At 66.8% G+C, this 23,842-nt stretch carries 21 protein-coding genes and 2 pseudogenes; 19 read left to right on the plus strand and 4 right to left on the minus strand.

Going from position 1 to position 23,842, the window contains the following annotated elements; translation table 11 throughout:
- Positions 1-362: pseudogene (locus VET27_RS11150) on the plus strand (RNA polymerase sigma factor SigI); the annotation flags it as partial.
- Between the two features lie 94 nt (positions 363-456).
- Here VET27_RS11150 and VET27_RS11155 read toward each other — a convergent pair.
- The gene (locus VET27_RS11155) at positions 457-1,062 is read right to left on the minus strand and encodes a fasciclin domain-containing protein (RefSeq protein WP_526518019.1); all 606 of its coding nucleotides are present in this window, start codon (positions 1,060-1,062) and stop codon (positions 457-459) included.
- Positions 1,063-1,159: 97 nt separating this feature from the next.
- Positions 1,160-1,834, minus strand: coding sequence for a fasciclin domain-containing protein (locus tag VET27_RS11160; protein WP_526517973.1), 675 nt, complete (start codon positions 1,832-1,834; stop codon positions 1,160-1,162).
- 181 nt (positions 1,835-2,015) lie between these two features.
- Between VET27_RS11160 and dxr the strand changes: the two genes are divergently transcribed.
- From dxr to VET27_RS11190, 6 genes are all read left to right on the plus strand, one after another.
- Positions 2,016-3,182 carry a 1-deoxy-D-xylulose-5-phosphate reductoisomerase gene (dxr, locus tag VET27_RS11165; protein WP_526517975.1) on the plus strand — a complete coding sequence of 389 codons (1,167 nt, stop codon included), beginning with the start codon at positions 2,016-2,018 and terminating at the stop codon, positions 3,180-3,182.
- The gene (locus VET27_RS11170; RefSeq protein WP_526517977.1) at positions 3,179-4,408 is read left to right on the plus strand and encodes a M50 family metallopeptidase; all 1,230 of its coding nucleotides are present in this window, start codon (positions 3,179-3,181) and stop codon (positions 4,406-4,408) included. Before dxr ends, VET27_RS11170 begins: the two co-directional genes overlap by 4 nt.
- Before the next feature lie 31 nt (positions 4,409-4,439).
- On the plus strand, positions 4,440-5,603 hold the full coding sequence (gene ispG / locus VET27_RS11175) for a flavodoxin-dependent (E)-4-hydroxy-3-methylbut-2-enyl-diphosphate synthase (RefSeq protein WP_526517979.1): 1,164 nt from the start codon (positions 4,440-4,442) through the stop codon (positions 5,601-5,603).
- Between the two features lie 51 nt (positions 5,604-5,654).
- Complete coding sequence (locus tag VET27_RS11180; protein WP_526517981.1) at positions 5,655-6,509, plus strand: GNAT family N-acetyltransferase; 855 nt, start codon at positions 5,655-5,657, stop codon at positions 6,507-6,509.
- Between the two features lie 98 nt (positions 6,510-6,607).
- Positions 6,608-8,431, plus strand: a complete 1,824-nt coding sequence (locus VET27_RS11185) for a penicillin-binding transpeptidase domain-containing protein (protein ID WP_526517984.1) — start codon at positions 6,608-6,610, stop codon at positions 8,429-8,431.
- A 32-nt stretch (positions 8,432-8,463) separates the two neighbouring features.
- The gene (locus tag VET27_RS11190) at positions 8,464-9,066 is read left to right on the plus strand and encodes a DUF1707 domain-containing protein (RefSeq protein ID WP_526517986.1); all 603 of its coding nucleotides are present in this window, start codon (positions 8,464-8,466) and stop codon (positions 9,064-9,066) included.
- Here VET27_RS11190 and VET27_RS11195 read toward each other — a convergent pair.
- Positions 9,063-9,446, minus strand: coding sequence for a PaaI family thioesterase (locus VET27_RS11195; protein WP_526517988.1), 384 nt, complete (start codon positions 9,444-9,446; stop codon positions 9,063-9,065). The two genes, VET27_RS11190 and VET27_RS11195, sit on opposite strands and share 4 nt — an antisense overlap.
- A gap of 100 nt (positions 9,447-9,546) precedes the next feature.
- Here VET27_RS11195 and map point away from each other — a divergent pair, with 100 nt between their 5' ends.
- The 7 genes and pseudogenes from map to VET27_RS11230 all read left to right on the plus strand — a co-directional run bounded on the left by map (position 9,547) and on the right by VET27_RS11230 (position 17,368).
- Positions 9,547-10,407 carry a type I methionyl aminopeptidase gene (map, locus tag VET27_RS11200; RefSeq protein ID WP_526517991.1) on the plus strand — a complete coding sequence of 287 codons (861 nt, stop codon included), beginning with the start codon at positions 9,547-9,549 and terminating at the stop codon, positions 10,405-10,407.
- A gap of 94 nt (positions 10,408-10,501) precedes the next feature.
- A complete protein-coding gene (locus VET27_RS11205; protein ID WP_526517993.1) occupies positions 10,502-11,992 on the plus strand; it encodes a cobyric acid synthase in 1,491 nt (496 codons plus the stop codon).
- A gap of 13 nt (positions 11,993-12,005) precedes the next feature.
- Positions 12,006-12,668 carry a hypothetical protein gene (locus VET27_RS11210; protein WP_526517995.1) on the plus strand — a complete coding sequence of 221 codons (663 nt, stop codon included), beginning with the start codon at positions 12,006-12,008 and terminating at the stop codon, positions 12,666-12,668.
- A 63-nt stretch (positions 12,669-12,731) separates the two neighbouring features.
- Positions 12,732-13,295 (plus strand): alpha/beta fold hydrolase, encoded by a 564-nt coding sequence (locus tag VET27_RS11215; RefSeq protein ID WP_526517997.1) that lies wholly within the window; start codon positions 12,732-12,734, stop codon positions 13,293-13,295.
- Between the two features lie 7 nt (positions 13,296-13,302).
- Positions 13,303-13,557: pseudogene (locus VET27_RS11220) on the plus strand (type II toxin-antitoxin system antitoxin MazE5); the annotation flags it as partial.
- A complete protein-coding gene (locus tag VET27_RS11225) occupies positions 13,554-13,883 on the plus strand; it encodes a type II toxin-antitoxin system PemK/MazF family toxin (protein WP_526518000.1) in 330 nt (109 codons plus the stop codon). The pseudogene VET27_RS11220 and the gene VET27_RS11225, both read left to right, overlap by 4 nt.
- A gap of 140 nt (positions 13,884-14,023) precedes the next feature.
- Positions 14,024-17,368, plus strand: coding sequence for a DEAD/DEAH box helicase (locus VET27_RS11230; protein ID WP_526518002.1), 3,345 nt, complete (start codon positions 14,024-14,026; stop codon positions 17,366-17,368).
- A gap of 21 nt (positions 17,369-17,389) precedes the next feature.
- On the opposite strand, the gene VET27_RS11235 is transcribed toward VET27_RS11230, so the two are convergent.
- On the minus strand, positions 17,390-18,952 hold the full coding sequence (locus VET27_RS11235) for an amino acid permease (protein WP_526518004.1): 1,563 nt from the start codon (positions 18,950-18,952) through the stop codon (positions 17,390-17,392).
- Positions 18,953-19,165: 213 nt separating this feature from the next.
- Here VET27_RS11235 and VET27_RS11240 point away from each other — a divergent pair, with 213 nt between their 5' ends.
- The 5 genes from VET27_RS11240 to VET27_RS11260 form a co-directional block, all read left to right on the plus strand.
- A complete protein-coding gene (locus VET27_RS11240) occupies positions 19,166-20,515 on the plus strand; it encodes a glutamine synthetase family protein (protein ID WP_526518021.1) in 1,350 nt (449 codons plus the stop codon).
- Entirely contained in the window at positions 20,496-21,260 is a 765-nt protein-coding gene (locus VET27_RS11245; protein WP_526518006.1) for a gamma-glutamyl-gamma-aminobutyrate hydrolase family protein, read from the plus strand. The genes VET27_RS11240 and VET27_RS11245 overlap by 20 nt, the downstream gene beginning before the upstream one ends.
- Positions 21,257-22,624 carry an aldehyde dehydrogenase family protein gene (locus VET27_RS11250; protein WP_526518012.1) on the plus strand — a complete coding sequence of 456 codons (1,368 nt, stop codon included), beginning with the start codon at positions 21,257-21,259 and terminating at the stop codon, positions 22,622-22,624. The genes VET27_RS11245 and VET27_RS11250 overlap by 4 nt, the downstream gene beginning before the upstream one ends.
- A complete protein-coding gene (locus VET27_RS11255; RefSeq protein WP_526518014.1) occupies positions 22,625-23,398 on the plus strand; it encodes a 3-oxoacyl-ACP reductase in 774 nt (257 codons plus the stop codon).
- 4 nt (positions 23,399-23,402) lie between these two features.
- The coding region (locus tag VET27_RS11260; RefSeq protein WP_526518016.1) for a FadR/GntR family transcriptional regulator at positions 23,403-23,842 on the plus strand (440 nt) is incomplete at its 3' end.

The raw sequence follows: 23,842 nt of genomic DNA on the forward strand, positions 1-23,842 counted from the left end.
CCCGGCCGCATCGAGGTCGCCGGAGCCGATCATCGTCGCGTCACCGAGGCGTTCATCACGGCCTGCGCCAACGGTGATCTAGGAGCGCTGACGTCGCTGCTGGATCTCAGCGTGTGGGGAGTGGGCACGGCACTCGCACACCCCTCGCCACCGCCTCGGGTCAATCACGGGCCGGACGACGTCGCCGTCAACCTGATGCGCACCTCGGCGCGCGGGCAACGGTGGTGTCCGGGCCACCCGGCGAGCCGGTGCTGCTGGCGTTCGATCGCGGTCGGCTGTTCGCGGTGGTCGTGCTGACGATCCGCGACGACATGGTGGTGAAGATCGAGGCCACTGCCGACCCGTCGGCTCGTCAGTCGTAGGTGGACGAGAACGCCTGCAGCGCAAGGTCACCGGAACGTGACAGGGCGGCCCGGCACGAAGCCGGACCGCCCTGGGGACGAGCGATTCTCTTGGTTACATTGCCGGATGCGCAGGCGGCGGCATCAGCACGGTGTCGATCAGGTACACCTGGGCGTTGGTTGTCGCCACCCCGCCGCACACCACGCCGGCGTCGTTCACCTTCAGGTTGTCACCGGAGCCGGTCACGGTCAGCGTTGCGCCCTGCACGGTCTTGTGCTCGCCGATGACCTGCGCGGGAGTGGCCTGGCCGGGAACCACGTGGTAGGTCAGGATCGACGTCAGCAGAGCCGAGTCGGTCTTCAGCGTCTCGATCGTCGCCGGGGCGATCTTCTTGAACGCATCATCGGTCGGGGCGAACACGGTGAACTCGCCGCCGTTGAGCGTGTCGACCAGGTTGACGTTCGGGTTGAGCTTGCCGGACAACGCCGCGTTGAGCGTGGTCAGCAAGGGGTTGTTGGCGGTCGCCGCCGTCACGTTGCCCGCCGCCATGCCGGCGACCGAACCGGGCCCGGACGGCACCTGTGCGGCATAGCCCGCGCAGCCTGCGCCGACCAGGGTGTTGTCATCCGCTGCGGCGGTGGGCGATACCGCCACCGACAGGCCGAGGACCGCGGCCGCGGTGAGACCGGCGATGGAGCCTGCCTTCTTGTGCATCTTCATCATTGGTGATTCCCTTCGTTGCTGTTTGACATCGGGTTTCGGCGAGCAGACGCGGAATCGCATTAGATTCCGCGTCTGCTCGTGGGGGAGGGCTTGGTTACTGCGCGGGCGGCATCAGGACGGTGTCGATCAGGTACACCTGGGCGTTGGTGGTCGCCACCCCGCCGCACACCACGCCGGCGTCGTTCACCTTCAGGTTGTCACCGGAGCCGGTCACGGTCAGCATTGCGCCCTGCACGGTCTTGTGCTCGCCGACGGCCTGCGCGGGAGTGGCCTGGCCGGGAACCACGTGGTAGGTCAGGATCGACGTCAGCAGAGCCGAGTCGGTCTTCAGCTTCTCGATGGTGGCGGGATCGATCTTGGCGAACGCCTCATCGGTCGGGGCGAACACGGTGAACTCGCCGCCGTTGAGGGTGTCGACCAGGTTGACGTCAGGGTTGAGCTTGCCGGACAGCGCCGAATTGAGCGTGGTCAGCAGGGGGTTGTTGGCGGTCGCCGCCGTCACGTTGCCCGCGGCCATCCCGGCGACCGAACCGGGCCCGCTGGGGACCGTTTCAACGTATCCGGCGCAACCGGGGCCGACCGGGCCGGCGGCGGGTGCGGCACTCGGCGTGGTGGCGGCGGTCGTGGCGGCCGAGGTCGCCTCGGCCGAGGTCGCCTCGGCCGAGGTCGTCGTGGTCGCGGTGTCGCTCGACGACGAACACGCCGACAGCGTCAGGACGGCCGCGGCTGCCAGACCGGCGGCGGTGAGTGCGGAACGGTAAACAGCCATGGTTCGTGACTCCTTTGTCTGCAAGCGGGACCCGACCGCGTGTTGATCGGCGCTGCAATCAAAATTCGGCGTGTTCACCCGCCCGGACCGGTAATCGCGGCCACACGTCACAAACGCGTCACATTTTCAATCGGCCGACCGGCACCGGCCAGCGCCCGTCCGGACGCGGCACAATAGGGCGGTGAGCCGTGCAGATCGCCTCCGGGTGCTGATCCTGGGCAGCACCGGTTCCATCGGTGCCCAGGCGCTTGAGGTCATCGCCGCCAACCCGGACCGGTTCGAGGTCGTCGGGCTGGCTGCCGGGGGCGCAAACCCCGAGCTGTTGGCCCGGCAGCGTGCCGAGACGTCGGTGTCCAACATCGCCGTCGCCGATGACGCCGCCGCCCAGCGGGTGGGCGACGTCACCTACATCGGACCCGACGCCGCGACCCACCTGGTGGAGAACACCGAGGCCGACGTCGTGCTGAATGCCCTGGTAGGCGCGCTGGGGTTGAAGCCGACCCTGGCCGCGCTGGCTACCGGGGCGCGGCTGGCGCTGGCCAACAAGGAGTCTCTGGTGGCGGGTGGGCCGCTGGTGCTCAAGGCTGCCCAGCCCGGCCAGATCGTTCCGGTCGACTCCGAGCACTCCGCGCTGGCCCAGTGTCTGCGGGGCGGCACCGCCGCTGAGGTCGCCAAGCTGGTGCTGACCGCATCGGGAGGCCCGTTCCGCGGGTGGGCGGCCGCCGACCTGGAGGACGTCACCCCCGAGCAGGCGGGCGCTCATCCCACATGGTCGATGGGCCCCATGAACACGCTGAACTCGGCGTCGCTGGTCAACAAGGGCCTCGAGCTGATCGAGACCCACCTCCTCTTCGGCATTCCCTACGACCGGATAGACGTGGTCGTCCACCCGCAGTCGATCGTGCACTCGATGGTGACCTTCTTCGACGGGTCCACGATCGCCCAGGCCAGCCCGCCCGACATGAGGCTCCCGATCGCGCTGGCGCTCGGTTGGCCGGCGCGGGTGCCCGGCGCAGCGCTGCCGTGCGACTTCACGACGGCCTCGACCTGGGACTTCGAGCCCTTGGACGACGAGGTCTTCCCGGCCGTGGCGCTGGCTCGTGAGGCGGGAAGCCGGGGTGGCTGTCTGACCGCGGTGTACAACGCCGCCAACGAGGAGGCGGCCGAGGCGTTCCTCGACGGGCGGATCCGTTTCCCTGCGATCGTCCGAATCGTTGCCGAGGTCTTGCGCGGTGCCGACCAGTGGTCGGGAGAACCGGCTACCGTGGATGACGTACTCGACGCGCAGGACTGGGCCAGAGATCTGGCGCGGCGAGCAGTCACACGGGAGGTCGTACCAACCAGATGATGTTCGTACTGGGCATTGTGCTGTTCGCACTGGCGATTCTGGTGTCGGTGGCCCTGCATGAATGCGGGCACATGTGGATCGCGCGCGCCACCGGGATGAAGGTGCGCCGCTACTTCGTCGGGTTCGGGCCCACGCTGTGGTCGACCATGCGCCGCAACAGGCTCGGTTACACCGAGTACGGCGTCAAGGCCGTCCCGCTTGGCGGCTTCTGTGACATCGCGGGCATGACCTCGGTGGAGGAACTCGCACCCGAGGACCAGCGATATGCCATGTATCGCCAGAAGGTCTGGAAGCGCGTCGCGGTCCTCTTCGCGGGCCCCGGCATGAACTTCATCATCGGTCTGGTGCTCCTCTACGGCATCGCGGTGGTGTGGGGGCTGCCCAACATTCATCCGCCGACCACCGCCATCGTCGGCGAGACCTCCTGTGTTTCATCGGAAGTCACCAAGGGCAAGCTCGGTGACTGCAATGGCCCCGGGCCCGCCGCGCTGGCAGGCATCCAGGCGGGCGACACGGTCGTCAAGGTCGGCAACACCGACGTGAAGAACTTCGACGAGATGGTCGCCGCCGTTCGCAAGCTGAATGCGCCGACGCCGTTCGTCGTGCAGCGCACCGAGAACGGCAGCACTACCGAGTTCACCACCACCGTCGACGTCACCAAGACTCAGCGGTGGACCAAGGACGGCAATGGAACCCCCAGCGAGGTCGGCGCCGTCGGGATCGCCGGCGCCCAGTTCGGGCCCACCGAGTACAACCCGCTCTCGGCGGTGCCCGCGACCTTCGCCTTCACCGGCGATCTGATGGTCGAACTCGGCAAGTCGCTGGCGAAGATCCCCACCAAGATCGGCGCGTTGTGGAGCTCCATCGGCGGTGGTGAACGAGACCCGGAGACGCCCATCAGCGTCGTCGGCGCCAGCATCATCGGTGGCGACACCGTCGACGCAGGCCTGTGGGTGGCGTTCTGGTTCTTCCTGGCTCAGCTGAACTTTGTGCTCGGCGCGATCAACCTGCTTCCGTTGCTTCCCTTCGACGGTGGCCACATCGCGATTGCCGTGTACGAGAAGATCCGCAATATGATTCGTTCGGTCCGCCGCGTCGACGCCGCGGAGCCCGTGAACTACCTCAAGCTGATGCCCGCCACCTACGTCGTACTCGTCGTGGTGGGTGGCTACATGCTGTTGACCGTTACCGCTGACCTGGTCAATCCGATCAGGTTGTTCCAATAGATCTCCAGTAAGAACTAGGAAAGAAGACATCATGACCGTCGGTTTGGGTTTGCCGGCTCCGCCCCCACCGACGCTGGCTCCGCGCCGCAAGACGCGCCAGCTCATGGTTGGCGACGTCGGGGTCGGGAGCGATTACCCGATCGCCGTGCAGTCGATGTGCACCACCAAGACTCACGACATCGACGCGACGCTGCAGCAGATCGCCGAGCTGACCGCGTCGGGCTGCGACATCGTGCGGGTCGCCTGCCCCCGTCAGGAGGACGCTGACGCGCTGGCCGTGATCGCCAAGAAGAGTCAGATCCCGGTGATCGCCGACATCCACTTCCAGCCGAGGTACATCTTTGCCGCCATCGACGCGGGATGTGCGGCCGTGCGTGTCAACCCCGGAAACATCAAGGAGTTCGACGGCCGCGTCGAGGAGGTCGCGAAGGCGGCAGGCGACGCGGGCATCCCGATCCGCATCGGTGTCAACGCCGGATCTCTCGACGCACGGATGATGCAGAAGTACGGCAAGGCCACCCCGGAGGCGTTGGTCGAGTCGGCCCTGTGGGAAGCCTCGCTGTTCGAGGAGCACGGCTTCGGCGACATCAAGATCAGCGTCAAGCACAACGACCCGGTGATCATGGTCGCCGCCTACGAGCAGCTCGCTGCCCAGTGCGACTACCCGCTGCACCTCGGCGTCACCGAAGCCGGTCCGGCGTTCCAGGGCACCATCAAGTCCGCGGTCGCCTTCGGCGCGTTGCTGTCCAAGGGCATCGGGGACACGATCCGGGTCTCACTGTCGGCGCCGCCGGTGGAAGAGATCAAGGTCGGCAACCAGATCCTGGAGTCGCTCAACCTGCGCCCCCGAGGGCTCGAGATCGTGTCGTGCCCATCCTGCGGGCGGGCGCAGGTCGACGTCTACACGCTGGCCAACGAGGTCTCCGCGGGACTCGAAGGGCTTGACGTCCCGTTGCGCGTCGCGGTCATGGGTTGCGTCGTGAACGGCCCAGGTGAGGCCCGCGAAGCCGACCTCGGCGTCGCCTCGGGCAACGGCAAGGGACAGATCTTCGTGCGCGGCGAAGTGATCAAGACGGTGCCGGAGCAGATGATCGTCGAGACGCTCATCGAAGAAGCGATGAAGATCGCCAGCCAAATGGAATCCGAGCGTGGCTTGAATGATGCCAGCGGTGCGCCGGTTGTGACCGTAAGCTGAGCGCGACCCTGTGAGCGGGGTCACCGCCGCGTGGTTGTAGAAAGAACGCCGATGTCCGCTCCTCCGCTGTTTCGTCTCGCCGACGAGCGACGCGTCATGGTGGTGCGCGATGCGGCGATGGTGCGTCGAGTCCTCGACGAGGATCCGGTCGGTTCCTGCATGGTCGCGTCGCGAGTGGCCGATCACGGTGTCGACCCAACGGCGATCGGCGGCGAGATGTGGACTCGGCGTCGCCCGAGTGACTCGCTGTGCTTCGCCGGCGCGAACCTGATCCCGTTGCGCGGTGAGGTCGGTGACCTGACGGCGTTTGCGGACAAGGCGATGAGCACCGTTCGGCGGTGTTCATCGTTGGTCGGCCGCGCCGAACTGGTCATGCCCATGTGGCAGCGCCTCGAGAAGGCCTGGGGCCCCGCACGCGACGTGCGGGATCATCAGCCGTTGATGGCGCTCGCCAGTCCGCCGCAGTGTCCGATCGATCCGGACGTGCGCCCAGTGCGCATCGAGGAACTAGACGCCTACCTGGTGGCGGCCGTCGACATGTTCATCGGGGAGGTGGGCGTCGATCCTCGAATGGGGGACGGCGGCCGCTGCTACCGGCGTCGGGTCGCGGGCCTGATCACCGCGGGCCGTGCCTGGGCGCGTTTCGAACACGGTCAGGTGGTGTTCAAGGCGGAGGTCGGGTCGCAGTCGCCGGCGGTCGGCCAGATCCAGGGCGTCTGGGTGCATCCCGACTGGCGGGGTAGGGGACTGGGCGTCGCAGGCACTGCCGCTCTCGCCCGTGCGGTGGTCCGCAGTGGGCGCACCGCAAGTCTTTACGTGAATGGCTACAACACCGTCGCGCGTGCGACCTACGCACGGATCGGGTTCACCGAGGTGGGCACCTTCGCGACCGTGCTCCTCGACTGATCACGGCACATTCCCCGGTCGCCACGCTCCTACCCGCCGGATCCGATCTCGGTGCGCCTCCGCACGTTGCGGTGCCCACGCTCCTAACATCAGTCCCAATGGCATCAAAAACCTCATCCGCATCACGAGTCACTGGACTTCTGACGGTCCTCGCCGTGGTTGCGACCGTCGGCGGGCTCAGTGCGTGCACCCCCAAGCCGAATGGTCCCGAACCGGTGGCAACGGCGTTCTTCACCGCGCTCGCCAAGGGAGACACCGGCACCGCCGCCGACCTGAGCGACCGGCCCGCCGTCGCGAGAGCGGCCCTCAACGAGGCATGGGCGGGCCTGCAGGCCACCACGCTCGACGCGCAGATCCTCGGCTCCAAGTATGCCGAGGACACCGGCAGCATCGCCTACCGCTACACCTGGCACCTGCCCAAGAACCGCACCTGGACCTATGACGGTCAGCTCAACATGGTCCGCGAGGAGGGGCGCTGGGAAGTCCGTTGGAGCGCAACGGGATTGCACCCCAACCTCGGCGAGAACCAGACGTTCGCGCTGCGTGCGGAGGTCCCGCCGCGGGCGTCGGTGAACGAACGCGGCGGCAGCGACGTGCTGCGGCCCGGCTTCCTGTACAACTACGCGCTAGATGCGAAGGCCGCCGGCGGCGACCTCATGCCCACGGCCACCGCCGTCGCCGACACCCTGCGGCGCTTCGACCCGACCCTGGATGCCCAGCGGCTCGCCGAGACGGCCAGTTCGTTGGCGAAGCCGCTCGACCTCATCACGCTGCGTCAGGCCGACCGCGACGCGGTGGCGCCCGCGATCGGCAGCCTGCCCGGCGTCGTCATCACCCCGCACGCCGAGTTGCTGCCCACTGACGACGGCTTCGCGCCCGACATCATCAACCAGGTCAAGAAGTCGGTCGTGGACGAGCTCGACGGTCAGGCGGGCTGGCGGGTGGTCAGCGTCAACCAGAACGGTGCCGACGTCGACGTGCTCGACGAAACCCCTGGTGCGCCTGCGCCTTCGGTGACCATCAGCCTCGATCGCGCCGTCCAGGACGCCGCGCAGGATGCGGTCGACATGGTCGGCAGGAAGGCCATGATCGTGGCGATCAAGCCGTCCACCGGCGAGATCCTGGCCGTCGCTCAGAACGCCGCCGCCGATGCGGACGGGCCCGCCGCCACCACGGGTCTCTACCCACCGGGCTCGACGTTCAAGATCGTCACCGCGGGTGCGGCAATTGATCGCGACATGGCCACGCCCAACACGCTTCTCGGCTGTCCCGGTCACATCGACATCGGGCAGCGGACCATCCCCAACTACGGCGGATTCGACCTCGGCACGGTGCCCATGTCGCGTGCGTTCGCGAACTCGTGCAACACGACCTTCGCCGAGTTGGCGAGTCGGATGCCGCCGCGGGGTCTCACGACTGCCGCCGCGCAGTACGGCATCGGGACCGACTACGTCGTCGACGGCATCACGACGGTGACCGGATCCGTTCCCCCGACCGTGAACCTGACCGAGCGCACGGAGGACGGCTTCGGCCAGGGCCGGGTCCTGGTCAGCCCATTCGGCATGGCGCTGGCCGCCGCGACCGTCGCCGCCGGGAAGACACCGGTGCCGCAATTGATCGAGGGCAGGCACACCGAGGTGTCGGGTGACACCCCGACCATCACGCCGAAGATGGTCGACGGGTTGCGACCGATGATGCAGCTGGTCGTGACCAACGGCACGGCGAAGGACCTCAACGGCAGCGGTGACGTCCGCGGCAAGACGGGTGAGGCCGAGTTCGAGGGCGGCTCACACGCCTGGTTCGCCGGTTACCGCGGCGACCTCGCCTTCGCGGCCCTGATCGTCGGCGGCGGCAGCTCCGAGTACGCCGTGCGGATGTGCAAGGACATGCTCGACGGACTGCCCCCGGACTACCTGGCCTGAGTAGCCTGGTCCTGGCGAAGGGACGGGCAGCAATGACCAGCATCAACTCGGGTAACGGCTCTGACACGGGCGGAGAAGCCCTCGTGCTCCGCATTTCGGATGCCGACCGCAACGGCACGTTGCGCCGACTGCACAACGCGGTGGCGCTCGGGCTCATCGACATCGACGAGTTCGAGGAACGCTCGGCTGCGGTGTCGCAGGCCCGCCTGCACTCAGAACTCGCCGCGCTCGTCGAGGATCTGCCCGGTCCGGGTGCGATCGTCACGACGGCGACCGACCGGGTGGAACTCCGTGGCGTGCTGGGCTCGCTCAAGCGTCAGGGCGAGTGGATCGTGCCCACCCGACTGTCCTTGGTGCGGCGCATCGGATCGATCGATCTCGACCTCACCCGGGCGCGGTTCGCCGGGCCGATCGTGGTGATCGAACTGGACGTGAAATTCGGATCGGTGGACATCCGGCTTCCCGATGGCGCGAGTGCGTCCATCGACGACGTCGAGGTGGTCGTCGGCAGTGCTCGCGACCACCGCAAGGATGCTCCCGCGGAGGGCTCGCCGCACGTCATCCTCACCGGACGCAGCGTGTGCGGTTCGATCGACATCCGCGGGCCGCGCAAGTCGTTGTTCGGCCGCGGCTAGCGACGATCCAGCACTGCGAAGCTCAGCGTTGCGCGGCTGGCGAGGCGGTCGCGGCCGACGTCGGTGACGTCGACGGACCTGACGATCATCCGACGACCCGCCCGCACGATGGTGGCCTCGGCCCGCGCGGGGCCCTGGACGATCGGCGCCAGGAAGTGCACGTTCATGTCTGCGGTGGTGACGTCCTGATCCGGGCCGACGGCGTTGCCCGCCAACCGCCACGCTGGGATGTCGATCAGGGTGGCTACCAGCCCGCCCTGAAGCGCACCCCGGATGTTGACCAGGTTCGGCCGGTTGTCCATCTCGATTACCATGCGCTCGGCGGACTCTTCGATGTCCCGCATGCCCAATTGGCGCAGCAGGTGTTGCTCTTCGATCACCGCCGTACGGTAACACCATTACCGCAATGAGTTCGTGGCTCGTCAGGGGTGCGGGCAGCGCCGTCTTCGATCACCGTTCGACAGCGGTTACGCTGGCAGGATGCCCGTTCGCACCGCCCTTCGACCCGGCGAGCTGTCCCCGACGCTGCCGGTGCCCAAGTCGATCCCGCGCCCCGAATACGCGTGGAAGTCGTCCGTTCGGGAGGGCTCCGAACCCTGGGTGCAGACGCCCGAGGTCATCGAGAGGATGCGCGTCGCCGGACGCATCGCGGCCAATGCGCTCGCCGAAGCGGGCAAGGCGGTCGCGCCAGGTGTCACCACCGACGAGCTGGACCGGATCGCCCACGACTACATGGTCGACCACGGCGCCTACCCGTCGACTCTGGGTTACAAGGGCTATCCCAAGTCCTGCTGCACGTCGCTGAACGAGGTCATCTGTCACGGCATCCCCGACTCGACCGTCGTGCAGGACGGCGACATCGTCAACATCGACGTGACCGCCTACCTCGACGGCGTGCACGGCGACACCAACGCCACCTTCCTGGCGGGTGACGTCTCCGAGGAGCACCGTCTGCTCGTCGAGCGGACCCACGAGGCGACGATGCGCGCCATCAAGGCCTGCAAGCCCGGCCGTCAACTGTCGGTTGTCGGCCGCGTCATCGAGGCCTACGCGAATCGGTTCGGCTACAACGTCGTCCGTGACTTCACCGGCCACGGCATCGGCACGACGTTCCACAACGGTCTGGTGGTCCTGCACTACGACCAGCCCGCAATCGACACCGTGCTGGAGCCTGGCATGACGTTCACGATCGAGCCGATGATCAACCTCGGTGCGCTGGACTACGAGATCTGGGACGACGGCTGGACGGTCGCCACCACCGACAAGAAGTGGACCGCGCAGTTCGAACACACCCTAGTGGTCACCGACGACGGCGCCGAGATCCTGACGCTTGCGGAGTGACCCGGCCCGGCATGGACGTCCTTGCGCGACCAGACGCAAAGGTGCCTGACACGCCGGGTAAACGGGACCATTTGCGTCTGCTCGCGGGGAGAACGTGAGCGGCGCGCTGCTGGTCGCGGGGACCACCTCCGACGCAGGCAAGTCGATGATGGTCGCCGGTCTTTGTCGGCTGTTGGCGCGCAAGGGCGTTCGCGTGGCGCCGTTCAAGGCGCAGAACATGTCCAACAACTCGGCCGTCACGACTGAAGGCGGGGAGATCGGACGCGCCCAGGCGATGCAGGCCCGGGCGGCGGGTCTGCAGCCAAGCGTGCGGTTCAACCCGGTCCTGCTGAAACCGGGCAGTGACCGGACCTCCCAACTGGTGGTCAGGGGCCAGGTCTCGGGCACGGTCGCAGCGGGTGACTACTTCCACCACCGCGCCATGCTCGCCGAGGTGGTCAACGCGGAACTCGGCTCGCTGAGAGGCGAATTCGACGCCGTCATCTGTGAAGGAGCGGGCTCGCCTGCCGAGATCAATCTGCGGGCAACCGATCTGGCAAACATGGGTCTGGCGCGTGCCGCAGAACTACCCGTGATCCTGATCGGGGACATCGACCGCGGCGGTTTACTGGCACACCTCTTCGGGACCGTGGCCGTCCTCGAACCCGACGACCAGCGCCTCATTGCGGGATTCGTGGTCAACAAGTTCCGCGGCGATCCGGCCCTGCTCGCGCCTGGCCTCGATCAGCTCGAACGGCTCACCGGGCGGCCGACGTATGGCGTGATCCCCTACGACGACGGGCTGTGGCTCGACGCGGAGGACTCGCTGTCGGTCCAAGCGCACCGGATCGTGGGAATCCCGGGGCACGCGCGGGGCGTCGACTCGCTGCGCGTGGCCGCCGTCCGCCTGCCGCGCATCTCCAACTCCACCGACGTGGAGGCTCTGGCATGCGAACCGGGCGTGCTGGTCCGATGGGTGACCGACGCCGCCGACCTCGCCGACGCCGACGTCGTCGTTCTGCCGGGCAGCAAGGCGACGGTGTCCGATCTTTCCTGGCTGCGGGAACGTGGACTCGCCGCCGGCGTGAGCGCGCACGCGGCGTCCGGACGTGCCGTGCTCGGCATCTGCGGCGGGTTCCAGATGCTGTGCCGGACCATCGACGATCCCGTCGAGTCGGGCCAACGTCGCGTCGAGGGCCTGGGACTGCTTGACGCCGACATCGTCTTCGAACCCGCCAAGACGCTGCGCCACTGGGATGGGCCCTTGCGCGGGTACGAGATTCACCACGGTCAGGTGGCGCGAACCTCCGATGACCCCTGGTTGGACGTCGGCCTTCGGCGCGGCGCGGTGTATGGGACGCACTGGCATGGGCTCCTCGACAACGACGACGTGCGGCGCCGGTGGCTCACCGACGCCGCGTCGGCGGCGGGAAGGCACGGTTTCGTCGTCGCCGACGACGTCGACGTGACCGCTCGCCGCGATGCCCAGCTCGACGTGATGGCCGACCTCTTGGCGGCCCACCTCGACGTCGCGGCGGTGTTGGACCTCCTCGCGCATGGCGCCCCGTGGCGGCCCGTCATCACCTCGATGATCAGTGGTCCGTGAGTAGCCTTCAGTCATGTCAGCGACGTCGAAGGTGCTCGTCGTCGTGGCGAGCGTGACCATCGCCCTGTCCGGCTGTGCCGTCAAGGGCACGCCCACCTGGCCGGGCGCGCGACTGAACGACAGCCTGCTGACCGAGGCCGACTTTCCGCCGGGTGTCCAGTTCGGCCGCATCACCGAGCAGCCCGGACAACCCGACGGCGAAGGTGCGCCGCCTGCCATGGCGTCCGAGCCCGACGGCTGTTCGGATGGTCTGACGCGGGTGATCGCCACGTCGGCCGAGCGCGGACCCGGGAGTGCAGCGAAGTACATCGTCGCCTACGACGGCGCGCGGATCGTCATGACCGTTTTGACGTCTGCCTTGGATCTGGACCAGTTGGCTGCCACCGCGTCGCGCTGCGAGCTGTATCTGACGTACTTCGACGACGAGTCCGAGCCGATCCCGATCACCACCACGAAGTTGAAGGCAGCGCGTCCGGACTCGCTGGTGTACCAGCAGACAATGCAGTTGCAAGGGACCGAGAGCAGCGTGTTCTTCGCGTTCGAGAACGTCGGGGACGCGGGAATGTTCGCGATCGCGTTTCCCACCGCCGTCCCGTCGATCTCCGTCAAAGGCTCGCTGCCGCAAACGTTTCTGGACATCACCGCAAAGCAGGCCGAGCGGCTGAAGCAACGCTGAGGGTTGTATTGCAAGCGCGTGAAAACCGGCACTGATCACGATCGATCCCTGTAGCGTGGCGCAATGCCTTCGACCGTGCCGACCGTCGACGGATTCCCGGCCACCGTCGACGTGTCTGGCCCCGAGAAGGGGTCGGTCGTGGTGCTGCTCGGAGCCGCGCACCAAGGGCCATCTGCGTATGACGCGGTCTGTCAGCGGTTGCACACCGCATCGTTGCGGACCGTCGTCATCGCCCCCGACCCGCGTTTGCGCCCGAAGTCCGTCATCGGGATCCTCGACTCCGTCGGGGTGCGCTGGGCGCTTCTGGTGGGCGACCGCGTCGGGGGGGAGTTGGCCTGGGAGTTGGCCGCCACCCGGCTGGACCGGTTCATCGGTTTGGTCGTGGTCGACCGCGGGCACCCGCGCGTGCCCGATCAGGCGGGCGTCATCCGCGATGAGCACTGCCCGCCCGTCGAGGTGAACACCACCGTGCTCGTCAGCACGCCAGCGGCGCGGAACGCGGCCAAGGCCAGTCAGCGCTACGTGTACGGCGACTACCGCATCGTCGAGTTGCTCGGCCGGCGCAACGTCCAGGAGTCCACCGCGCAATTGGCCGCCGAGATCGTTCTGCGCACCAGCACCTGGTGAAACCAGCGCGTGGCATAGTAGTGGCATGAATCGCATACGGCTGAGCACTACGGTTGATGCGGCATTGCTGGGTAGCGCGCGCAGTCTGCGGTCGGGGGTAACCGACGCCGCGCTCATCGATGAGGCACTCGCGGCCCTGCTCGCGAACAACAGGTCCGCCGAGTTGGATGCGAGCTATGCCGCCTACGACGAGCAGCCTCCCGATGAGCCCGACCTATGGGGCGATTTGTCGTCATGGCGGCGTGCTGCAGGCGCGTCGTGAGTGCACTTCCTGCTCGCGGCGAGGTGTGGTGGTGCGAGTTGGTTGAGGTCGGGCGCCGTCCCGTCGTCGTCTTGTCCCGGGACGCGGCGATCCCTCGACTGAGGCGAGCACTCGTCGCGCCGTGCACGACGACGATTCGCGGCCTGGCCAGCGAAGTCGTCCTGGAGCCCGACGGGGACCCGATTCCCCGCCGCTCGGCGGTGAGTATGGACTCGGTCGAAAGCGTGTCCGTCGCGACTCTCGTGGAACGCGTTGGTCGGCTGGCAGACACCCGCATGCGCGAGATCTGCAAGGCTCTCGAGGTCGCGGTCGCCTGCGCGGGCTGACGGTCGGCAGGTGACGCCGGGCGATCCGGTTCTGGTGTCAAAGTGGCCGCAGTGGCGCCTGCGACGTGCACTGCCGTCCGGTGTGGTGACACGCCACCCGAGCCACTGACGTTGTCGGCGTGCTTCCCTATCCTTCGCTCATGGTGTCGCCCCACGGCTTCGACCTCGACGTCGGAGAACTGCTCGCCGAGTTCGACTCGGCGACCGTCGCACGCGGCACGCGATACGCCAATCTGGGACGCGTCCGCGACACCGCCTGGAGCGACGACGGGCTCGAGCTCACGGGTAGCTGTTCGGGTTCAGGGGGCCATCTGTACCGGGTCACCGCCGGCTTCCAACGCTTCGGCGACGATCTCCGGCTCGCATTGGCCAGCTGCTCGTGCCCGGTGGGGGTCTACTGCAAACACGCCGTCGCGCTGGTACTGACCGCCTCATCGGACGGCGCCCAACCGCCCGCCGACCGTTGGCGCGCCGTTCTCACCAAGATGTTGAGCGAACTGACTCCCCGCAGTGGCGAACACGCCTCGCCGATCGGCCTGCAATTCTCCGTCGCGCCGCCCAACCGGTACCGGCCGGGCACCGAGATCGCGCTGCGTCCGGTCACCCTCGGCAAGCGCGGAACGTGGATCAAGACCGGCCTGAACTGGCAACGTCTCGCTTACCATGCCAACGCCACCGAGTTCGATCGCCGTCAATACGATGCGCTGCGCGCCCTCGTCGCCGACGTGCAGAGGTCCGGAATAGCGCCCATCAGTGACGTGATGTCGATCGGCTATGTGCCACCGGCCTTTTGGCCGCGGTTGGACGATGCAATCGAGTCCGGTGTCACCGTCGTCGCCGACGGCGGCAGTGGTCTGCATGCCGTCGACTTCATCAAGAGCGTGCAGGTGCGGCTCGACTTCACCTCCGACGATGCGGGCGGTGCCACGATGTCGGTGGCGCTGATCGTGGATGGCGAGCGTTGCAGTGGCACCGGCGTGGGCCTCATCGGATCACCGGCGCCACACGGGATCTACGTGATCGTCGATGGCGTGCTGCGGCTGGGCCGGTTCGACCCCGTGCCCGGGCGTACGACGCTCGATCTCCTCGCTCGCAACGAACTCCTGCACATTCCCGCTGAGACGGTTGCGGAGTTCTCGCTGGACGTCCTTCCGCGGTTGGTCGGCGTCACACCGGTGGAGATCGAGGATGGACTGTTCACTCCACCGATCATCAGTGGTCCCACACCGGTACTGACGGTGACGCTCGGTGCCGACGGCGTCCGCACGCACTGGAGCATTCGCTACCAGGTCAACGACAAGCATCACGACTTCGACCACGATTCATTGGCGGATGGGACGGCCTACCGCGATGCGGACGCCGAAGTCCTTGCGTGGGAAGCCATCACCTCCGCGCTGAGAGTCGTCGCGGCCGCCTCGCGCACGTGGAAACGACAAGCGGGTCGACATCTCCTGCAGATGATGAAGCGGCAAGTGGACGCCACGCTGATCAACGAGCTGACGGCGATCGGCGAATCCCACGATGCGGCAGGCGCAGCCACGGTGGCGTCGCTGGCGACCCTCCGCGCGGGTGTCGACCTCACCCTGGCCGAGGCTGCGGTGCTCATCGGCGAGCTCCTGCCGCAACTGGACTGCCGCGACGCCTTCACGATCGAATTGGACCAGGGCGCGCCCGACTTCCGTGCCGCCAACAGTGTTCCACGGCTCGAGTTCGCCAGCGGCGACGGGGAGCCGGTGCGCAACGACTGGTTCGACCTGAGCATCGCGCTGCAGATTGACGGGCAGCACGTGCCGATTGCCGCAGTCATCGCCGAATTGACCTCGGGTGCAACGCACATGCTGCTGCCCAACGGAGTCTACTTCCGCCTGGACACACCGGAACTCCTCCGTCTGCGGGACCTGCTCGACGAGGCTCGCGCGCTCGGTGAGATCGAGGGCGACAAGGTGAATGCGGGATCGCGCAACGTCACCCTGTGGGAGGAACTGCTCGCCCTCGGTGTCGTCGACGAACAGATGGCCAGCTGGCGGGAGAGTCTCGCGAGGCTCGCGACGGCGCGTCCACCCGTTCCCGTCGACGTGCCCGACGGGCTCGATGCCACCCTGCGTGACTACCAGCGCGATGGGCTGAACTGGCTGTCGTTCCTGTGGGACAACGAACTCGGTGGTGTGCTCGCCGACGACATGGGGCTGGGCAAGACGGTGCAGACCCTGGCCCTGATCGCCCGCGTCGTCGAACAGGGCGCCCGGCGGTTCCTGGTCATCGCACCGACCAGCGTGGTCACCAACTGGGTCGCGGAATGCCGCAAGTTCACGCCCGGGCTGACTGCGCTAGCCGTCACCAGCACCGAGGGCCGGTCGGGCACCTCGCTGGCGGAGCAGGTGGCGGCCGCCGACATCGTGGTCACGTCCTACGCGCTGCTACGCATCGACTTCGAGGCGTATGCCGGGATCGACTGGGCGGGAGTCATTCTGGACGAAGCCCAGTTCGTCAAGAACCACACCAGCAAGACACACCAGTGCGTGCGTCGACTCGACGCCCGGTTCAAGTTGGCCATCACCGGCACGCCGATGGAGAACAACCTGATGGAGCTGTGGTCGTTGCTGTCGATCACCGCACCGGGTCTGTTCCCGTCACCCAAGGCGTTCACCGACCACTTCCGCAAGCCGATCGAGTCCGGAACCGACAGGGAACGGCTGCCCGTGCTGCGCCGCCGGATCAGGCCGGTGATGCTGCGCCGGACCAAGAGCCAGGTCGCCGGTGAGCTGCCGCCGAAGCAGGAACAGGTGCTCACCCTCGACCTCGGTCCCAGACATCGGAAGATCTACGACACGCGCATGGCCCGCGAGCGTCAGAAGGTTCTGGGGCTCCTCGGTGAATGGGAGAAGAACCGGTTCCAGATCTTCCGGTCGTTGACGCTGCTGCGACAGCTCAGCCTTCATGCCGGGTTGGTCGACGGAACGAAGATCGACGTCGGCGCCGCGAAGGTCGACTTCCTGATCGAGCAGTTGCCCGGCTTGGTGGCCGAGGGCCACAGCGCATTGGTCTTCAGTCAGTTCACCGGCTTCCTCGACATCCTGCGGGCTCATCTCGATGCCATCGGGTTGAGCTACAGCTACCTGGACGGTTCCTCGAGTTCCCGCCAGCGTGACATCGCGATTCGTGATTTCAAGGCAGGCACCAATCCGGTGTTCCTGATCAGTCTCAAGGCCGGTGGCTTCGGGCTCAACCTCACCGAAGCCGACTACTGCTTCGTCTGCGACCCGTGGTGGAACCCCGCAGCCGAGGCGCAGGCCATCGACCGGACACATCGCATCGGTCAGACGCGTCCGGTCACCGTCTATCGGCTGGTCTCGGAAGGGACCATCGAAGAGAAGGTGGTCGCCCTGCAGACGCGCAAGCGTGAACTGTTCACGGCCGTCGTCGACGAGGGTGACGTCTTCGGGTCGGCCATCACCGCTTCCGATGTGCGAGAACTGTTCGGATAGCGCCCTTCTCGCCGATCGGCGTCAGGTGAGGTCGGCGACCTCGACCTGCTTGATCGGACCGGTGAACCACTTCTTCACCGAGACGTGCCAGTAAATGAACAGCAGGATGAGCACACCGCCGACGAGCAACGGCGTGTAGTTGACGAACTTCCACTCGAAGCTCGGGTCCCAAGGCATACCACCAGGCGAATACGGGAACAACGCGATCACCGACGTGACGACGATCTCGACCATTGCCACCGGGGCCATCCACTTGTAGTGCCCGCGCAGATTCCAGCTGCCCACCTTGAACGAATCACCGGCCCTCCAGCGGTAGTAGATCGGCACGAGGAAGGCCAGATACAACCCGACGACACCGATGGACACGACCGCGAAGAAGGCGACCGGAACCGGTGCCCCGTTGATATCGACCGCGACGAGTGCGGGCAACGTGATGAGCATGGCGATGACTGCGGAGAGTATGACGCCGTTTGCCGGCACCCTGTTCGAGTTCAGAGTCGACCACAATTGGTGGCCTGGCACCGCTCTGTCGCGACTAAACGCGAACAGCATGCGTGACGAACTGGTCATGCAGGCCATCGCGCAGAAGAACTGACCCGCCGTTGAGATGAGCAGCACGGTACCGACCCAGCCGGAGCTCATCGCCTGGGCGAAGATCACCGCGACCGCGCCACCCCCGGCGGACACGGCGTCTGAGTCCTGAACGGCAAAAAGGAACGCCAGCAACAGGATCCACCCGCCGATGGCCGAATAGAAGATCGACTGCCAGATGCCCTTGGCGGCCGCGTTGGCCGCGCTCTTGGTCTCCTCGGACAGGTGCGCGGAGGCGTCGTAACCGGTGATCGTGTACTGCGTGAGGATCGCCGTAATCGGCAGAACGAGGAACAGGAAACCCCATCCCGACGTCGCGCCGCCGAACAGGCCGGTGTTGTTGATGGTCTTGGTGAACACGTCGGAGAAGCTGGCATGCTGCTCGGGCACCAGGAACAGAATCAGGATGACGGCGGCGGCGCCGATCACGTGCCACCACACCGAGATGTTGTTGATCACGGCCAGCAAGTGGCTGGAGAAGATGTTGACCAAGGCGGCTAGGGCCAGAATCACCACGAAGATGATGAAGACCCTGGTCAGGCTATAGCCCTCGAGCCAGGTCTCGCTGAAAGTGCCCAGCGTGAGGTCCAGGAAGGTCGCGCACCCGTAGGAGACGGAGGCCACGATGGCGATCAGCCCGATCAGGTTCAGCCAACCGGTGTAGTAACCCGCTTTAGCTCCACCGAGTTTGCTGGCCCACCAGTAGATTCCGCCCGAGGTGGGGTACGCGGACACCAGCTCGGATAGGCACAGCCCGATGACCAGGATGAAGACCGCGACGATCGGCCAACCCCAGGCGATGGCGGCCGGACCACCGTTGTTCCATCCGAGGCCGAACGAGGTGAAACAGCCCGCCAGGATCGAGATGATCGAGAACGAGATGGCGAAGTTGCTGAAGCCGGACCAGGAGCGGTTCAGCTCCTGGGTGTACCCAAGTCTTGCAAGGTGCTTTTCGTCGTCACTTAGCTCCGACAGATCTTGACCCTCTGGCACGGCGTTCTCCTTCTCGGGGCGGCGCTCACACCAGAGCACGCACTGAATAGGGACAATAGATTGGCAATGGTCTTGTGTCCTACCTTTGGCAGTGACGGTTGTGTAAATCTGTGAAGGGAATGCCCAGTGACGCGTATCCAATGGTTGACTTCAGGGCAAGATCGTCCGCTTTGAGAGGCAGGGAACGTGACCAAGGGAAGCGCTCGATCGGGGATGTTGCAGCTGCCCGAGTTGGAGAAGTTGGTGGCTGACGGCGAGATCGACACCGTCATCGTCGCCTTCACCGACATGCAGGGCAGGCTGACCGGCAAACGGATCTCGGCTCGGTTGTTCGTCGACGACGTGAGCGCGCACGGAGCCGAGTGCTGCAACTACCTGCTGGCCGTCGACGTCGACATGAACACCGTCGACGGATACGCCATGTCGAGCTGGGAGGCCGGCTACGGGGACATGGTGATGACGCCGGACTTCTCCACGCTGCGCACGATTCCGTGGCTGCCCGGCACCGCGCTGGTGATGGCCGACCTCGGCTGGCATGACGGCAAGCCCGTGGGTCCCGCGCCGCGGGGCATCCTGCGCGCTCAGCTCGACCGGCTGGCGCAACGCGGCATGGTGGCCGTCGCGGCGACCGAGCTGGAGTTCATGGTCTTCGACGATTCCTATCGCGACGCGTGGTCGAAGGGCTACAACGGGCTGACCGCCGCCACCGACTACAACATCGATTACGCGATGGTGGCGTCCACCAGGATGGAACCGCTGCTGCTCGACATCCGGGTCGGGATGGAGGGCGCGGGCCTGTACTGCGAGGGCGTCAAGGGCGAGTGCAACCTTGGCCAGCAGGAGATCGGATTCCGGTACGACGACGCGCTGGTCACCTGCGACAACCACACGATCTACAAGAACGGCGCCAAGGAAATCGCCGACCAGCATGGCAAGAGCCTCACGTTCATGGCGAAGTTCGACGAGCGCGAGGGAAACAGCTGTCACATCCACCTCTCGTTCCGAGGCGACGACGGCACCCCCGTGTTCGCCGACGACGACGATCCGCTCGGCATGTCGCCGATGTTCCGCAGCTTCGTCGCGGGCCAGCTGGCCACCTTGCGTGAGTTCACGCTGTTCTACGCGCCGAACATCAACTCCTACAAGCGATTCGTCGACGGCAGCTTCGCGCCGACCGCCGTCGCATGGGGCATGGACAACCGCACCTGCTCGTTGCGCGTGGTCGGCCAAGGGCACGGTATGCGCATGGAGTGCCGGGCGCCGGGTGGCGACGTCAACCAGTACCTCGCCGTCTCCGCGTTGATCGCGGGCGGTCTGCACGGCATCGACCAACAGCTCGAGTTGCCCGACGCGTGCTCGGGCAACGCGTACACCAGTGGCGCAGAACGCCTTCCGACCACGCTGGCCGAGGCCGCCCAGTTGTTCGCCGAATCGACGGTGGCGCGCGAGGCGTTCGGCGACGAGGTCGTCGAGCACTATCTCAACAACGCCCGCGTCGAGTTGAAGGCGTTCAACTCGACGGTCACCGACTGGGAGAGGCGACGTGGTTTCGAGCGCCTCTAGGCCCGTCGTCGGGCTGACCACGTACCTGCAGCAGGCTCAGACCGGGGTGTGGGACGTGCGGGCAAGTTTCCTGCCCGCCGTGTACGGCGAGGGCGTCACCTCGGCAGGCGGCATCGTCGTGCTGCTTCCGCCGCAGTCGGTGGACGACGCCATCGTCGCGCGTGTGCTCGACGGTCTGGACGGTCTGGTGGTCACCGGCGGTCGCGACGTCGATCCCGCCACCTACGGTCAAGCGCCACACCCGACCACGGACGAGCCGGCGCGTGATCGCGACGCCTGGGAATTGGCCTTGGTGCGTGGGGCATTGGCGCGCGGGTTGCCCCTGCTGGGCATCTGCCGAGGTGCGCAGGTCCTCAACGTCGCACTCGGGGGCACACTGCACCAGCACCTCCCCGACGTCGTCGGCCACGACCAACATCAACTGGGCAACGCCGTGTTCAGCACCTCGTCGATCCGGACGGTGCCCGGCACCCGGCTCGCCAAGCTGATCGGCCAGTCCACCGACGCCCAGTGCTACCACCACCAGGCCATTTCCGAGCTCGGCACGGGGCTGATGGCCAGTGCGTGGGATCCGGACGGGGTGATCGAGGCCGTCGAGATACCGGGCAATACCTTCGTTCTGGCGGTCCAGTGGCATCCCGAGGAGCGCCTCGACGACCTGCGTCTCTTCGCCGGAGTCGTCGAGGCCGCCGCGTCGTACACGTCGAACAAGAAGCCATCGAATCGGGAAAGGGACACCGCGTGAGCACGTCGACACTGATCAACCCGGCGACCGAGGAGGTATTGCGCACCGTCGAATTGCTCGACGTCCCCGCCGTCGACGACGCGGTCGCGCGGGCGACGGCCGCGCAGAAGAAGTGGGCCAAGCTGGCGCCCGCCGACCGGGCCGCCGCGTTGCGATCGTTCGCCGCGCAGGTCGACGCCCACGTCGACGAGCTGGCGGCATTGGAGGTGGCCAACTCCGGGCACGTGATCGGCAACGCCGAGTGGGAGGCCGGACACGTCCGCGACGTGCTGCAGTTCTACTCTGCGAGCCCGGAGCGGCTGTCCGGCAAGCAGATTCCGGTCGCCGGTGGGCTCGACGTCACGTTCAACGAGCCACTCGGTGTCGTCGCCGTGATCGCGCCGTGGAACTTCCCGATGACCATCGCGTCGTGGGGCTTCGTGCCCGCGCTCGCCGCGGGCAACGCCGTTCTGGTCAAGCCCGCCGAGATCACCCCGTTGACCACGATGCGGCTGGCCGAACTCGGACGCGAGGCGGGCCTACCCGACGGACTGTTCCAGGTGCTGCCCGGCAAGGGCTCGGTGGTGGGGGAGCGGTTCATCAGTCACCCCGACGTCCGCAAGATCGTCTTCACGGGTTCCACCGAGGTGGGCGTGAAGGTGATGGCGGGCGCCGCTCGGCAGGTCAAGCGGGTGACGCTGGAACTCGGCGGCAAGAGTGCAAACATCGTCTTCGACGACTGCGACCTGGAGAAGGCTGCCGCCACCGCACCGTACGGCGTGTTCGACAACGCCGGTCAGGACTGCTGTTCGCGGAGCCGAATCCTGGTCCAGCGCAACGTCTACGACAAGTTCATGGAGCTACTCGAGCCCGCGGTCAAGGGCGTGGTCGTCGGCGATCCGGCCTCTCGCGACAGCGAGATGGGTCCGCTGGTGTCCCGCCCGCACTTCGACACCGTGGCGTCCTACGTGCCCGACGACGCCCCCGTCGCCTTCCGCGGCTCGGCGCCGACGGGACCCGGATACTGGTTCCCGCCAACGGTGCTCACCCCGCAGCGCACCGATCGCACGGTCACCGAGGAGATCTTCGGTCCCGTCGTCACGGTGTTGCCGTTCGAGGACGAGGCCGACGCGATCGAGCTCGCCAACGACAGCCCGTACGGTCTGTCCGGGTCGATCTGGACCGACAACCTGTCGCGGGCGCTGCGGGTGTCGCGAGGCGTGGAATCCGGCAACCTGTCCGTGAACTCGCACTCGTCGGTCCGCTACAGCACGCCGTTCGGAGGCTTCAAGCAATCGGGGCTGGGCCGCGAGCTCGGTCCGGACGCACCGTTGCACTTCACCGAGACGAAGAACGTCTTCTTTGCGATTACGGAGGAAAACTAGATGGATCTGACCCAACGGCTCGCTGGCAAGGTCGCGGTCATCACCGGTGGCGCCAGCGGTATAGGGCTCGCGACGGCCAAGCGGATGCGGGCCGAGGGCGCGACGATCGTCATCGGCGACATCGACCCGGCTACGGGCAAGACCGTGGCCGAGGACCTGAATGGCACCTTCGTTCAGGTCGACGTCTCGGACCAGGTCGCCGTCGACGCGCTGTTCGACACCGCGGCCGAGAAATACGGATCGGTGGACATCGCCTTCAACAACGCGGGCATCTCACCGCCGGAGGACGACCTCATCGAGAACACCGAACTCGATGCGTGGGAACGGGTTCAGGACATCAACCTGAAGTCGGTTTACCTGTGCAGCAAGGCGGCTCTGCGACACATGGTTTCCCAGCAGCGGGGTTCGATCATCAACACCGCGTCGTTCGTGGCGGTGATGGGGTCGGCCACCTCGCAGATCTCCTACACCGCATCCAAGGGCGGGGTGCTGGCGATGTCCCGCGAACTGGGCGTGCAGTTCGCGCGCCAGGGCATTCGCGTCAATGCGCTCTGCCCGGGGCCGGTGAACACCCCACTGCTGCAGGAGCTCTTCGCGAAGGATCCGGAGCGGGCCGCGCGTCGGCTGGTGCACATTCCGCTCGGTCGGTTCGCCGAGCCGGAGGAGCTCGCCGCCGCGGTGGCGTTCCTGGCCAGCGACGACTCGTCGTTCATCACCGGCTCGACGTTCCTGGTCGACGGTGGCATCAGCTCCGCCTACGTGACGCCGCTCTGACGTCATGACCACCCCTGCACCGAATCCGCAGCCCGCCAGCGAGGCCCTGCTGCGTCCGGTGCGGCTCGGCAACGCCTTCGAGGACACCGTCGGCAGGCTGCTCGAGACCATCCGGCTCGGCGTGCTGGAGCCCGGCGAATCGCTGCCCCCGGAGCGCGAACTGGCGACTCGGCTCGGTGTCAGCCGCGACACCGTCCGCGAGGCCATCAGGTCGTTGTCCGAGGCCGGCTACCTGGTGTCTCGCCGCGGCCGGTACGGCGGCACCTTCCTGGCCGAGGATCTGCCGGCGCCTAGTGCCGACGGAATCAGATTCAGCCGCGCCGACATCGACGACGCACTGCGGCTGCGCGAGATCCTCGAAGTGGGTGCGGCGCGGATGGCGGCGGGTCGGACGCTTACCGCCGGTGAGCGCGAGACGTTGTGGGCCCGGCTGGCGGATGTCCG

This window comes from Mycobacterium sp. (assembly GCF_035633495.1).
Lineage (GTDB): Bacteria > Actinomycetota > Actinomycetes > Mycobacteriales > Mycobacteriaceae > Mycobacterium.